Raw genomic sequence first — 14,258 nt, 5'->3', positions numbered from 1 at the left:
AAAATCTAAAGAGTTCCTGTGCTTGAGCATGCTTGCTCAAGCCCTTGAAGTAATGCTTCTAGCTCCTGCCTAGTTTCAGCGTTTGTAATTTCACCTTCCTGATTTAGCTTCAAGGTGATATGCGGAATAATGACCTTTCCATTCTCCACAATCTGTGCATTGATCATTTGCAATGTGAGCAGCAGCGAGGCATGCGCAAGATGGCCGCCCATAGGAGACGGTGACGCGCTAATGACCGCTGTAGGTTTATTTACAAATTCACCTGAAGATACGAGCCAATCCAAGGCATTTTTCAAAGCACCCGGCACACCATTCCCATATTCCGGTGTACAGATCAGTACTCCATCCACTTGTTTCAATTGCTCCCGTAGCTCTTTTACGGAAGCTGACCCCTCATCTACATCCAAGTCAGGGTTAAAATGCGGGAGATCCCCCAATCCATCATAGACTGTGAATATCATATTTTCAGAAGCCAGCCCAATAGTAGCCTTCATAAGCGCTGTATTGGAGGACTTTTGACGAAGGCTACCCGATATAGCCAATACCTTAATTTTCTGTTCCATCCGATCATCTCATTTCTTTTAACTTGATCTAATCTTGCATATTCAGTGTACTATAGCTAACAAGAGAATTAAAAAGTAAGTGAGAATGCATTGATAATGCCGTTGGACACCTCCTGCATGATGATGAGCGTCAGCGATTTTTTCCTATGAACAAAAGGGCAATAAAAAAATGCCTGTGGCTTCGCAGGCATTCGTGATGAATCAATAGTCACTATACAAGGGTGGAATCTGTAGTGCTGAATCAAGTATCCTTCTCTTGCTTGCGTTTTATCCCAATCAGATCAAGGAAGAAAACAAACAACGGAATACCTACAATCAAGCCCCAAATTCCAATCAGATGCTCAGAGAAAATAAGTACGACAAAGGTAAAGAAGATCGGTAAATTCGTTTTGGATGACATCAGCTTCGGATTTAAGAAATAGGCCTCAATCGCATGAATCACCACGATCAGAATAACTAGATAAATCACATATTGAATGCCGCCGACACTGAAAGCGATCAGGCCGAGCGGTGCCAGTGAGATAAACACACCTGCCACTGGAACCAATCCAAGTACGAAAATGATGAGCGCAAGACCAAGCAGATTAGGGAAGCCCATAATCCAGAGTGCAATCGTGGTCAATATACAGTTAATAAGTGAAATCAGTAGTTGAGCCTCCAATACCTTCCCGAACGTATCCAGAAACATACGGCCAAAATGACCCACTTCCTTGAAAAACCAACCCAGCTTGCTATCTACAAACGTAGCTGTAAAACGTGTAATATATGATTTTTCCATCAGGAAGAACAAGCTCAAAATAATCGACACCAGAAGCTGTGTTCCCAATTGACTGACCTTCATCACTGCACTCAGGCCAGGCTCAAATAGCCGCTGAACATTCAGCGTGTCCATAAATTCGATAATCGTTTCGTTCCATTGATTACGATCAGGATACATATACGCTTGCTGAATCATGAGATACACCTGCTTGACCTGTACAACGATTAGCGGCACCATTCTATAAACGCCCCACACCATAATCAGAATTAGCAGCCCATACACCAGTAGCAGCACGATCATTGACGGCACATTGACGAACCGCTTGACCAGCTTATTCACTCCGTTATATATACTACCAATCAAGATCGTAAGCAGCAGTGTTAACAACATAATATTCATCATGCTTCTTAACATAAACAACAGCAAAACGATTATCGCAAGGACGGCTACCCGCCTGACGCCCGCATGATTCATCCAGTTTCTTACCATTCGTCTTTATTCCCTCTTTCCACTTGACTGTCAACTTTGCAATCTTCCTGAGCATCAATTTTCTCTTTTTATCAATTTACTGTTAGCGATCAATAGAGAACCTACCATGACTAAGATAGCAATAGACCACCAGAATGTATTTTTAGCATCATCATGATCTACAATAATGAGCCTGATGACAGCCGTGATCCCAATATAGATAAAATAACGTAATGGAAAATGAAAATTGGTTTTAAAGTACTTAACTATTAATGCTATGAATTCAAAATACAAGAAAAACACAAGCAACTCTTCCGTAAATTCATAGTAATTTTTGTCGGCCTCTGTGTACAAAAAAACATAAGAAAAAATGGACCATGTTTCTTTTAGAAGTAAGAAGCTTAAAATCAGCCCGACCAGAAACAGCGAGATATTCAAGATCATTTGCAGAAAACTAGGTAACTTCTCAATATACTTCATTAATGCATTCAATACAGATCCCCTCACTGGTTGTACAGTATCTTTATTTATATTATCGGTGGTATACGTGAAAAATGCTACATTACTTTTGAGGTCACCTTAATGAAAGTTTATATTCGCCCCTGCAATATAACCAATGGAGATAAAGATAAGCGTCCATATCAGAGAACCTGCGCTTGCCACCAGCATATATTTTCGGACAGGCATCGCACTAATGCCCGACAAATAGCTTGTCGCATGTCTGACTCCTGGGATAAAATAACCAAACAAAATGGTCCATAACCCAAAACGCGCAAACCACCCCTTAACTCTTGCAAATCGCTTCGGTGTCAATCCAACCCACTTGCCGTGCTTATCCACCAAGGGCTGACCCAGCTTTTTGCCTAGCGTGTAGCTGATCATCATCCCTGTCATTGCACCGATGAAGCTGACTAATATAGACACCGAATAATTCAGTACCATGATAGAGGATAAATAGCCGACAAAAACCATAATAATTTCATCCGGAACCGGTAGACCGATAATCCCAAGAGCAAGAAGAGCAAAAATAGCGATATATCCGTATTGTGTAATCATGCTGATGACCCATTCCATAGGAGAGCCACCTCCTGACCGATTATTTTTTGAAGGACGGAAAGGGAATACGGCTAACCATCAGGAACGACAGCACTACCATTAATGCAAGCAACAACCCCGGCTTCAAATGCTCACTCCATAAAAACATAAAGGACAAAATCACACCCGCCGCCGTAATCGGCATACCTACAAAGCCTTTGCTAAAAGCCATTAGGTTGAATCTTGCCAATCTTACCGCACCGCATATGACAAACAAAACAGCCACAAGCGGTCCTATCCAATGGGTATCTCCCAGTTTGTATAACAAGATCAAGAAAGCAGGGGCAACCCCAAATGAGACAACATCCGCCAGCGAGTCGAGCTGTTTGCCAAAATCACTGGAGCAATGCAACAGCCTTGCCAGCAAACCGTCTAATACATCCCATAAAGCAGCCACCACCACGAGAATAAAAGCGGTCATGTATTGCTCATGAATCGTAAAATACAGGGATAAGACCCCTGCCCCCAGGTTTGCAATCGTGAATAGTGAGGGCAACCAATTCCATTTCATACTCCTTAACTCCTTTGCCGTAGCTTAGCCTCCGAATATAACAACAAAACGGACGCCGTCCTTGGTATTCTCCACCTTATAGCGGAATTCGTGCAAATCTAAAATTCGTTTGACGATCGACAGCCCCAGTCCTGTCCCACCCGTCTGGCGGCTACGTGACAGCTCGGCCCGGTAAAAACGGTCCCATATCTGCTCCAGTTGATCGTCAGGAATGGTCTCACCTTTATTTTCAATGGAAAAAAACCGGATTTTCTCAGCGCCTTCGATACGAATCGTGATTGAGCTTCCTTCCTCAGCATGCCGTATGGCGTTGACAACAAAGTTGATAATCACCTGTTCCATCCATCCTACATCGGCATGAATCGGCATCTCATTGGCGGGGATAATGACCACTTCCAGCTTTTTCTCCTTCAACAGATGGAATAGCTTGTCCACGACTTCCTCCACCAGCTCACTCAAGATAAAGGTCGTCTTGCGGAGCTTGAGGGTTCCAGATTCCAATTTAGCGAGGTCCAGCATATCTTTGACCAATCGCTCCATTTTGTCCGCTTCCTCTACAATGACTTTCATATAATGATCCTGCTTCCCGGCGCTAACTCCATCTTGTAGTCCTTCTGCGAAGCCTTTAATGATACTCAGCGGGGTTTTTAGCTCATGAGAAGCGTTGGCAAAAAAGTCTTGTTGCACAGCCTCCATCCTCTGTTTCTGTTCCATGTCCTCGACCAATTGTTGATTGACCTCCTGAAGCTCGCGCAAAGCCGTGTCCAGGTTCTGGGACAGGGTATACATGCTGTAGGACAGGCTGCCCAGCTCATCATTCTGCCGGATTGGTGTATGGGCTGTAAAATCGAGCTTAGCCATTCGCTTGGCGGTATTATTCAAAGCAATGAGCGGACGGGTCACCATCCGGGAATAGAACAGGGACAAAATCAGAATGAGTGCAAATCCCCCGATCCCTAGGTACAGATAAAACCAGCGCAGAGCTTCATTCGTCTCACTAATTTCCTGCAACGATGTCACTGTGAACAGGAGGTCGATCTCGCCTGTGTCCTGACGAACAGGATGGACTATGACTGCATTACGTACCCCTGTCCAAGGTTCCGTCCAATCTTCCTCCAACACTTCGAAATTCTTAAGTTTCTCCAGATGCGCCTGTGATAAAGGGAACCATTCCTCCAGCGCACCAAACAGTAATCCTTGTCGCTGACTCCATGTTTTCAGATCTGGCAGTGCAATCTCTGTCACCGTACCGGATAACCTTACACTGTCATCTGTGCCAGCCGCTTGCGATGTCGTTCCTATATTTTTGAAACCAGGCTTCTGAATGCCTAATGGATAAATTAAGTTGGGGGAAGTGATGCCGTCAGTCCCCAATACCTCACCTTCAACCGTTACCGTATCACCGGGCTGAATCCGGGCAGCTCTCAACTCATCTCCGTACTCGCTCATAAACAGAGACAGCGATATCTTAACAACTTTACCATCTGCTGTTCTGAGACTGATATGAAACGCATCATCCAGCTTTACTTTGCCGTCTAGGGTAACAATCGCCAACTGGTTCTTATTCTGAAGCATAAAGCGAGCTGCCTCTCGCGAAACCCTGCCCGATCCCCAAGCCTCCTGGACATAACTTTGACCGAAGCTTTTCAAACGACTTTCCACACGACCAATCTTCTGTTGCTGATAAAAATTTTCAAAAAACAGAAATTGACTTAAAATCACCATACCGTAAAAACACAGGAAAAACACAACCGTCATAATGAACAACTTAAAGGTAACTCCCCGTTTGTTCATTCTTCCTCCTCAAACCTGTAGCCTGTACCAAAAACCGTGCGGATATGGCGTGATTCACGGCCTAGCTTACTTCTCAGCTTTTTGATATGAGTATCGACAACCCGTGTGTCTCCTTCAAAGTCGATGCCCCACACCCGGTTCAGTATCACATCCCGTGAAATGACTATGCCTTTATTATGTATAAGCAGCCGCAGCAACTCATACTCCTTGGGCGTCAGCTCGACTTCCGCCTGATCCACCTCAAGTCGATGAGCCATCGTATTGAGAATGGCAGTGCCGAATCGCAAAATATGCAACTCCGGCTGTACATGTCCTTCCACTCGCTTCATCAGCGCGTTTGCGCGGGCGATCAACACCTTGGGGCTAAAAGGTTTGGTAACATAATCATCGGCTCCCAGTTCAAAGCCTAATATTTTATCATCATCACCGGATTTGGCTGTCAACAAAATGATCGGCACACCTGAACGGCTGCGTACCTGGCGGCACACCTCCCAACCATCCAGCTCCGGCATCATAATATCGAGTATAATCAGGTCCGGCTGCACCGAATCAAACCAGATTAGTGCATCTTTTCCATTACCTGCTTCATAGACTTCCCAATTATTTTGTTTAAAATAATCAGCAATAACTTCACGAATACGTATTTCATCCTCCACGAGAAGAACCCTTTTCTTCAATCGACTTCCCTCTTTCGTCATTCTAGGACACCAGCATATCAAAGACATGTGTACTTTATGTGTTCTTGATACCTCTTATCAGCAGAACTTCTCATCAGCAAATTCGACCTTGGATTAGGGCAAATTTGTCTTGGCTCAGACCATCTCATCTCCTGTGATCCTACCCTATAATAAGAAGAGATACAAAAAGCCTGAACAGGAGGGTAATACATGAGTAATCAAACCATTCAGTGGTTTTCCACTTCTAAAGCTAAAGCTTGGCAATCCCAAGCTCATCATCTTACCGATACCCAAGATAGTGCCAACCTAACCCTTACGGGAGAAACACATCAGCTTGTCGAAGGTTTTGGTGGCTGTTTTAATGAATTGGGTTATGTAGCCCTGAACCATTTGGAAAAGGACGAACGAGATCGGGTGCTTCATTCTCTCTTTCATCCAGAGGGCGAGCACAAATTTGCAATATGCCGACTTCCTATTGGAGCGAGTGACTACGCGCTGGAGTGGTACAGCCACAATGAAACAGACGGCGACGTGGAGATGAAGCACTTTTCCATTGAGCGTGATCAGCAATATCTCATTCCTTTTATTCGGGAAGCGTTACAACTCAATCCTAACCTGAAGTTGTTCGCTTCACCCTGGAGCCCGCCGACATGGATGAAATCACCGAAAGCCTACAATTACGGCACTCTGCGCTGGGAAAAGGATATTTTGAAAGCGTATGCATTGTACTTTGTCAAATTTGTTCAGGCTTACCGCGAGGCAGGTATTACGATCCATCAGATTCATGTTCAAAATGAAGTCATTGCCGATCAGAAGTTCCCTTCCTGTGTATGGACCGGGGAGCAGCTGCGTGAATTTATTCGGGACTATTTGGGCCCTGCTTTTGAGGAACACGGACTAGATACGGAAATTTGGCTGGGGACCATTAACGCTCCCGATCCGTGGGAGGAATTAATGAAGAAGACTTCTACCGGATTCGATGAGTATGCCCATACCGTATTGAGTGACCCCGAGGCCTACAAATATATTAAAGGCGTAGGCTACCAGTGGGCAGGCAAAAATGCCATTCAGCGCACCGTTGCCAGTTATCCTGAGCTTCGTTACATGCAAACAGAAAATGAATGCGGCAACGGAGAAAACTCATGGGACTACGCCAAATATGTATATAATCTGTACCAGCACTACTTCAGCAATGGTGTGAATGCTTATATTTACTGGAATATGGTTTTGGAACCGAAAGGCAAGAGCACATGGGGCTGGGAGCAAAATTCGATGATTACCGTTGATCCCGCGGATCGAAAACCTGTCCTGAACCCGGAATATTACGTTATGAAGCATTTTTCTCATTTTGTATTACCAGGTGCCCGACGCATCGGACTTCGTGGCTCATGGACTGGAAATGCAGTTGCTTTTCAAAATACAGACGGGCAAAGGGTGGTGGTCATCGCCAATCCGTTCAAGGAATCGCGTGTGCTGAATCTGTCTCTCGGTGAAACAACACACCGCTTGGAGCTGGAGCCGGAGTCCTTTAATACTATCGTGATTCCTTCTTAACGCCACAGATTTCTGGACTCTTCCAGCTTGCACACATCATTAGGTAACCCTGTCCGGTCTATAAGTGTCCAAGCATATGTATAGTTTCCAAAATGGATGTATATCCTTTTGCGTATAGTAGCTATAAATAGTATACTTGGAATAACTACGGACAGGAGGTCGATGAATATCACTACTGTAAAAGACCGGATTGATTTGAAGCTGATTAATTGTGATAAGGAATTGACTCTCGCGGTCATCGGTGGAAAATGGAAGCTGATTATTTTGTGGCATCTCGGTATGGAAGGCACCAAGCGGTTTGGTGAATTGAAGAAGCTGATCCCCCATATTACGCAAAAAATGCTGACCAACCAATTGCGCGAGCTGGAGGAAGATAAACTCATTCTTCGTAAAGTCTATCCCGTCGTCCCTCCACATGTGGAATATTCACTGACGGAGCATGGCGAAAGCCTGATTCCAGTACTGAGAGCAATGTACGATTGGGGATCAAACTATCGCGAGAACGTGATTTGGAAAGAAGAAGAAGCGATTCAGGACGTCACACCCGTGTGACCAGCAAAACAAGCATTTTGCAAAATGCTGAACTATATTTTTGTAGAGACGACCCTGGGGAGATCTGGGGTTGTTTTTTTTGTGATATAAAGACGTTCCCCAAGATAATAAAAGAAATGGATGCAAGTATCCGTTTCCATTGGCATTAAAGCTCGTTTTCCGCTACATATCCTCATTTTACACTTGTATTCGTGATTTACATTACATCCGCTGTGACGTATGATTCTTCCATCCCTATTTACAGTGAATCCGAGAAGGAGGCCGTTCTAGCATGAGCATGACGCTTGCCCAGCCCACAACATCCCAAGCGACCCAATTAAGCATTGGTTCCATGGAAATGATTCAATACGACTATCGTCAATTTCCTGACTCAAAACCTTATCAACACCATTGCTGTGGCTTGCTTACTATGTCGTGTAACGGCGCTCAAGGTCTGGCGGAATATGAGCTGCCTGAAATTAAAGCTGCCTTTGACCTCGTCCGCTGGGCTTCCGTGTTTACCTCGCTCAAGGGTCTGTCCTTAACCGAGGCTGAGCAATATATTCAGCACCATACTGATCACTGGGGGCCTGATAAAACAGAGCTAGCTCTATCTGCCTTATCCGATCTGACTACCCATGCGAACCTGCACATTCTCTCCCCATCAGCGACCATACTCCCCCCTCGGATTAGTCGTTCATATCTTATCGAGCATGGCCTGGTCTACTATTCATTCTAAATATCGTTCACAACTCCATTGTCAATCCACTTTTCAGTTCACGTAAAAAAGCCTGAGACTGTTTATCACAGGCCAGGCTTTTACACTTTCAGCACAGAGTTGATTACACTTGCAGTTTACCTGCACGAATATCGTCTGTCATTCCTGCGTAAGGTGCTTGGGAAATTAATTGTTCGTTGTTCACACCCGCATTTTCGATGAATGTAATATCTGCAAATTCAGGAACCACATACTTCGGATATGTTTCATACTTTTCGCGCGATTCCTCCATCAGTGGAATAAAATCGTTTTGATAGCGCACAGTGATTTCCGGATGCTCATGAACCCATTTAGGAAAGAAAATAATGCCGTGCATACGTTTTTCCTCAGGCATAAAATTCAGAGACACGTCAGTGCCTGTCGGTTCGGTCCACGATACTTTATACACATTTTCCACCAGCTTCACCAGATTGACCTTCTGATCACGTACCCAGCGGCCACCTACCATACCACTATGAATGCGATAATCGATCGTATCTTCATTTTTAATATATATTTCGTACTCCCAACCATTCTCATAGGTGTAAATCATGTGGCTGCCGATAAACTTGTCCATCTTGCATCCTTCTTTCCTAATTATAATTTTTCATGAATTGAATAGGATACCAAAGATAATAATTATTCAATTCAAAACATGTAAATATAAACATGTTTTTAAGTACATATAAATTGTAACACTGTGGTATACTAGTGTCAAATACCGTTTTACGAGGAGAGCTACGTTGAAACGCACTTTAAAATATGCCATTTTGGGCCTGGTTCACAAAGAGGAAATGAGCGGCTACGATATTACGAGCCAATTCAAGCAGGAAATCGGACAATTTTGGAGCGCCAAACACAGCCAGATTTATCCCGAGTTAAAAAGGCTGACTGAAGAGGGACTCATTGAATATCGCACCTCCATTACAGGAGCCAAGCTGGAAAAGAAGCTGTACTGCATCACCCCCAAAGGAACCCAAGAGCTGACCGAATGGCTGTTGAGCGCCAAAGAGTTACCGGAAACGGAAAAGGATGAGTTTATGCTCATGCTGTATTTCTCAGCAGCCATCCCCAAGGAAGAGAACAAGCGATTGTTCGAGGACCAAATAACCAAACGTAAAGAGAAGCTGGAGTATCTGTACGAAAGTAAAAAATCCCTCCAACAGCTGGACGAGAACCTTCAAGCCCCCGGTTCTAATCAATTTGGGCATTATCTGGTGCTGAGCCGTGCCATTAATCGGGAAGAAAGCTATATTACGTGGCTGGAAGAAACACTGTCCCTGTTTGAATAGCCTAAAAAACCTTCAACGCCACGTAGATTCGTGGTATTGATGGTTTTTCTAAATAGGTGCAAACTAGTCTGCCGTCGTAATCGAAGAGCCGTAATCTTCAATATGGATATCTGTGCTAAAACGTACAGGAATGGTACTAAAAGTGGTATCCCAATCCTCTTTAACCTTACGCCAAACTTTAGGATGCTGAATCCTCAAGGCTTCTCCGAAACCTCCGACATCAGCCTTCAGCTTTTGCATTTTAGCTAGGGTTTGTTCAGCTAATGAATTCACTTTCTCCTGAAAGATACTTTCTTCTTGTCCAAGCACATTGTTGTTGCGTAAATTTTCATTCTTTATATGCACCTCCGAAACGCGTCCCTCTGAGGTCATTTTCACTTGGAAGGAAATGTCGTCCCCCTGAACAATGGCCTTGATCCTGCTTTTCACCGCTTTGATCTCATAGGCTATATTTTTACCGGTCTGGGGATCGCTACTTTTCAGCACGCCTCCAGCCAATTGGCCTTTGATCCACATAAGACCCTCGACCTCCGACTCATTCAGATAACCACCGTAGGTTTGTGTCTTTCCCTTGATGATTCCCGCACCTGCGAGCTTGATTTCATTCTCCGCCGTAATGACATTAGGTAATATAAAGCTTCTTTCACCCTTCATGGGTCCGATCACTTTAGCCAAAGCCATGGGCTTTATCAACCGCGCGTTCCGTTTACGGTTTTGGAATATATCCTTTAAAATATAAGCAGGAATCTGACCAGGAATTTTCTCCTGAAGCGCATTTCCCGCCTTGTCTGTACTAATCAGTAGCTGTACGCTGGGCCGAATGTCATTATCCCCTAAGAAAAAGTCCAGCAGCTCATACAACGGAATCTTGCGAAGCAGACTGGAGCTGATAATAATCGTTTTCAGATGTTGCCCGATGGGAGGCCGATTGGTCCTTAATGAAATTTCTCTTAGCATTTCAAAAACGGAATCTCCCGTTTCCGTAATATTAAAAAATTTTTTAGCTTGTGGGGAGGAGCTATTGGAGCCTCCGCTTTCCTCAGGGATGACAAATTGAAAGGTTCCGGTGATTAACTCTTTTTTTGGATAATCTCCTCCTTTCTGAATAATTTGCTCTTCTTGCGAAGATTCTGCCTCTACATCCATAGCAATGCCTGTCATCAGATTTAGATCCTCCACCGGCGAGCTGCTCCAGCAACCTGACAGTGTACTGCATATCAGGAGAGCCACTATCCCGAGTAATGCTGACCGTGCCCTCATCATGACCGCACCTTCCTCCAGCGAGAAATAAGCAGAAGTGGCAGTGGAAGCAGAGCGAATAAAACGAAAGCTCCATTCCCCAGGATCGTTCCAAAAGAAAATAACTCATTCAGATTTTTGGGAATTTGGGATAGGAAGTAGATGATCGGAAGCAAAATGAACAGCATCTTGGAATAAGAGCTATTCAAAATTTGAGAAACTCCGAGCGAAGCGCAATAAAAAGCAATGCTGAATGTAGCAAAAATTTGCATGATCCAAATGGTCAACAATAAGGATTCGAACCGTTCCAATAACAGATACTCCACTTCAAAGCTGCGGGCCAAATCTAAAAATGGCCAGGTTCTGCTCAAGACTCCTTCCAACGAAAAAGCGCCAATGCACAGGATCAGCGTAGCTGTATAAAAAGCGACCGCGATCCCAATCGCCAGTCCGATTGCCTTGGTTGCTTTCTCAGGTTTTTCCATCCGACAAAAAATAATCAGCAAGGACTCTGTCCCCGTTAATGTCAGGAATGTAGTCTTGAGCGTTCTAACTACTGGCATCACACCCTCCGACAAGACAGGACGCAAATTATTCAATTCGAAAATATTTAAACTCAGCAAGCATATCAACAAAAAGATAGCCGCCGTAATCGGGAATATCAATTGACATATTTTCCCTAACGAACCCACTCCTCCCATACATAGGTACAGTGAGAGCCACATAAAAGGTGCTGAAATCGCCCACGCCGGAGTGCCTTCAAGCAGAAAGAACGACGTTACTTCCTCCACAGATCGGATTTCAAATGCGGCTATACAAACAAAATAAATAACAATCAGCATACCAATCCCTTTGCCAATGACTTTGCCTGTTATCCGCTGAACATACTGATAAAAGGTGCTTTCTGGAAACCGTGAACTTAGTTTGATCATAATCCATCCAACCAGGAAAGTGCCCGCCCCTGCTAAAATGACAGACATCCACACGTCCGGTGTTTTTGCAACTTCAACCGCTACTCGGGGAAGGGTAAGCAACCCAGCAGCCAGCATAAAGCAAACCACAATTGCCGTTGTCTGTAACGTTGTAATTTTATCCGCTTTTTTCCCACGGGCCATCTTGCTCCCTCCTGTGTTGTTAAACTCATCCTTGTCGCTTAGGGTCTTTATGCTTCAATAGAATGGGTCTATTTTTCATAAATTGCAACGGTGCTCGTATGAAGTAATCTTTCCAGTCCTTCAACGAACGGGGGACCGTTAGACTAAAGAACGGAACACCGAAGCTGTGTAGCTTCACCATATGAATACTCAGCAGCAGGAAAAACATAATAACGCCATACAACCCGAAGGTGGCCGCCGTGAACATGGCTCCAAAGCGCATGACACGCATGGAAATTCCAGCGCTGTATACAGGGGAGGAAAAGGAAGAAATCGCCGTGACTGCTACCACAATAACGAGGATCGGACTTACAATCCCGGCGTCAACAGCGGCCTGTCCAATAATCAAACCGCCGACGATACCCATCGCTGGACCGATGGGTTTGGGGAGCCGAAGTCCTGCCTCGCGTAAAATTTCGATGGAAATTTCCATAATCAGGGCCTCAATCAGCGTCGAAAATGGAACCCCCTGTCTCGCACTGATAATGGAAATGACCAGCTTGGTTGGAATCAATCCGGGATGAAACGAAATAAAGGAGATATAAAGCGCCGGGGCGAACAGCGATATGAAAGTTGCCATAAAACGAAGGAATCGAATAAGCGAACCTGGTATCCATCGTTCATAATAATCTTCGGGGGACTGGAGCATCATCCCATACGTTACAGGCATAAGAAGCGCAAAAGGTGTACCGTCCAGCAGAATCGCCACACGTCCCTCCAGTAATGCAGCCATGACCCGATCCGGTCTCTCTGTATTTTGAATTTGCAGAAAGGGACTAAGAAAATTATCCTCAATAAGCTGCTCCACATAGCCCGATTCCAGTACCTCATCCATATCAATGGTTTGAACCCGCCGCTTCACCTCATCTACAAGCTCCGGGTCGGCAATGTCTCTGAAGTACACTACCATCAGCTGTTTTTCCACTCTTTTGCCGACTTTGAAGGACGACATGGCTAGTTCCGTACTTTCTCCATGTCTGCGCAGCATCGCTGTATTATCACTGAGCGTCTCTGTAAATCCGACTCGTGGTCCCCGTAGCACCGATTCCGATATGGGGTCCTCCACCCCTCGTGTATTCCCTCTGGGTGTACCCAACACAAAAGCGCCTGGTATGCCCTGAATCATGAGTATGACAGAACCGAACAGCACCTTTTGCAAGGAGAACTGCACCTCTAACGTATACTCTGTTTCCGATACCAGCATGACCTGACGAATAAACATATTCCGAAGCTCCTCTCCTCTCGGAAGATCCTCCCCCCCTTGCCCGGAACTCCCCCAATCCATCAGTGGCTTTAAAATGTTCTGATCCATGCCAACCTTATCTGTTAAGCCATCCACAAAAAAAAGCGTGCCTACAGCGTTCAGTTTTTCCAGAAAAATAGATCGTTCGTTCACGTCTGACATATCCATGACGGCTTGTCTAACTTTTTCTACATTGGCTTCATAATCTTCGGTAAAGGTCCCCTTTATCTTCTCAGCCTCACTTACAGACGGATTACGATCTGCCTGCTGCGAGCGGTCTTCTTCTAAAAGCTTTAATCGTTCCATCCGTCTGCTCTCTCGACCATCCATCGCTTTAATTTGTCGTACCATCAGAAAAATGATCAAAGGTATGATGAACAAAAAGACAGCTTCTATCCATACGTTCCATTTGGGTATATGAGTCCCGATGACCTGCCACACGTTCTTTCCTCCTTCACTTCCATAGGATTTGTATATAGATTTACCTGGATTAGAAAAAAGATGCATCGGCAATGGAATAAATTTCTTTGCTCGCAAAAGGAATAAAAAGGTGAATTTGATAGATGAACTGTAGTGTCAAAAGTGGAATTCCATGATAATATCTATTCATTCTATGACTA

15 protein-coding genes are annotated in these 14,258 nt (G+C 44.6%); 4 read left to right on the top strand and 11 right to left on the bottom strand.

Translation table 11 applies throughout. The annotated features are described in order from the left end of the window. Window positions 1-5 precede the first annotated feature (5 nt). The 7 genes from JOE49_RS09075 to JOE49_RS09045 all read right to left on the bottom strand — a co-directional run bounded on the left by JOE49_RS09075 (window position 6) and on the right by JOE49_RS09045 (window position 5,868). A complete protein-coding gene (locus JOE49_RS09075) occupies window positions 6-563 on the bottom strand; it encodes an NADPH-dependent FMN reductase (protein WP_028541058.1) in 558 nt (185 codons plus the stop codon). A 241-nt stretch (window positions 564-804) separates the two neighbouring features. After that, window positions 805-1,812 carry an AI-2E family transporter gene (locus tag JOE49_RS09070; RefSeq protein WP_023986914.1) on the bottom strand — a complete coding sequence of 336 codons (1,008 nt, stop codon included), beginning with the start codon at window positions 1,810-1,812 and terminating at the stop codon, window positions 805-807. Window positions 1,813-1,866: 54 nt separating this feature from the next. After that, window positions 1,867-2,283 carry a phosphate-starvation-inducible protein PsiE gene (gene psiE, locus JOE49_RS09065; RefSeq protein WP_025723919.1) on the bottom strand — a complete coding sequence of 139 codons (417 nt, stop codon included), beginning with the start codon at window positions 2,281-2,283 and terminating at the stop codon, window positions 1,867-1,869. Window positions 2,284-2,370: 87 nt separating this feature from the next. Further along, window positions 2,371-2,865, bottom strand: coding sequence for a DedA family protein (locus JOE49_RS09060; protein WP_013308662.1), 495 nt, complete (start codon window positions 2,863-2,865; stop codon window positions 2,371-2,373). A gap of 22 nt (window positions 2,866-2,887) precedes the next feature. Beyond that, entirely contained in the window at window positions 2,888-3,397 is a 510-nt protein-coding gene (gene pssA, locus JOE49_RS09055) for a CDP-diacylglycerol--serine O-phosphatidyltransferase (RefSeq protein WP_023986912.1), read from the bottom strand. Between the two features lie 24 nt (window positions 3,398-3,421). Continuing rightward, a complete protein-coding gene (locus JOE49_RS09050; protein ID WP_069079776.1) occupies window positions 3,422-5,191 on the bottom strand; it encodes a sensor histidine kinase in 1,770 nt (589 codons plus the stop codon). Continuing rightward, window positions 5,188-5,868 carry a response regulator transcription factor gene (locus JOE49_RS09045; protein ID WP_028541060.1) on the bottom strand — a complete coding sequence of 227 codons (681 nt, stop codon included), beginning with the start codon at window positions 5,866-5,868 and terminating at the stop codon, window positions 5,188-5,190. Before JOE49_RS09045 ends, JOE49_RS09050 begins: the two co-directional genes overlap by 4 nt. A gap of 210 nt (window positions 5,869-6,078) precedes the next feature. Between JOE49_RS09045 and JOE49_RS09040 the strand changes: the two genes are divergently transcribed. The 3 genes from JOE49_RS09040 (at window position 6,079) to JOE49_RS09030 (ending at window position 8,692) form a co-directional block, all read left to right on the top strand. After that, window positions 6,079-7,422 (top strand): glycoside hydrolase family 30 protein, encoded by a 1,344-nt coding sequence (locus JOE49_RS09040; RefSeq protein WP_071559335.1) that lies wholly within the window; start codon window positions 6,079-6,081, stop codon window positions 7,420-7,422. Between the two features lie 162 nt (window positions 7,423-7,584). Then, window positions 7,585-7,974 (top strand): winged helix-turn-helix transcriptional regulator, encoded by a 390-nt coding sequence (locus JOE49_RS09035; RefSeq protein WP_023986908.1) that lies wholly within the window; start codon window positions 7,585-7,587, stop codon window positions 7,972-7,974. A gap of 271 nt (window positions 7,975-8,245) precedes the next feature. After that, entirely contained in the window at window positions 8,246-8,692 is a 447-nt protein-coding gene (locus JOE49_RS09030; protein WP_209940941.1) for a hypothetical protein, read from the top strand. A 103-nt stretch (window positions 8,693-8,795) separates the two neighbouring features. Here the strand turns inward: JOE49_RS09030 and JOE49_RS09025 are convergent, their stop codons facing one another. Further along, window positions 8,796-9,287, bottom strand: coding sequence for a phenolic acid decarboxylase (locus JOE49_RS09025; protein WP_013308656.1), 492 nt, complete (start codon window positions 9,285-9,287; stop codon window positions 8,796-8,798). Window positions 9,288-9,453: 166 nt separating this feature from the next. Here JOE49_RS09025 and JOE49_RS09020 point away from each other — a divergent pair, with 166 nt between their 5' ends. Beyond that, entirely contained in the window at window positions 9,454-10,002 is a 549-nt protein-coding gene (locus JOE49_RS09020; RefSeq protein ID WP_209940940.1) for a PadR family transcriptional regulator, read from the top strand. Window positions 10,003-10,065: 63 nt separating this feature from the next. Here JOE49_RS09020 and JOE49_RS09015 read toward each other — a convergent pair whose 3' ends face one another. From JOE49_RS09015 to JOE49_RS09005, 3 genes are read right to left on the bottom strand one after another with little or no spacing between them, the layout of a single operon-like run. Then, window positions 10,066-11,265 (bottom strand): Ger(x)C family spore germination protein, encoded by a 1,200-nt coding sequence (locus JOE49_RS09015; protein ID WP_160789450.1) that lies wholly within the window; start codon window positions 11,263-11,265, stop codon window positions 10,066-10,068. After that, window positions 11,262-12,356, bottom strand: a complete 1,095-nt coding sequence (locus JOE49_RS09010) for a GerAB/ArcD/ProY family transporter (protein WP_160789451.1) — start codon at window positions 12,354-12,356, stop codon at window positions 11,262-11,264. The genes JOE49_RS09015 and JOE49_RS09010 overlap by 4 nt, the downstream gene beginning before the upstream one ends. 25 nt (window positions 12,357-12,381) lie before the next feature. Continuing rightward, window positions 12,382-14,079 carry a spore germination protein gene (locus JOE49_RS09005; protein WP_160789452.1) on the bottom strand — a complete coding sequence of 566 codons (1,698 nt, stop codon included), beginning with the start codon at window positions 14,077-14,079 and terminating at the stop codon, window positions 12,382-12,384. Window positions 14,080-14,258: the final 179 nt, after the last annotated feature.

This window comes from Paenibacillus sp. PvR133 (genome assembly GCF_017833155.1).
In the GTDB taxonomy this organism is placed as follows: Bacteria; Bacillota; Bacilli; order Paenibacillales; family Paenibacillaceae; genus Paenibacillus; species Paenibacillus polymyxa_B.
Note: the sequence above shows the minus strand (reverse complement) of the source record. Positions and strands in the feature narration are given on the sequence as shown.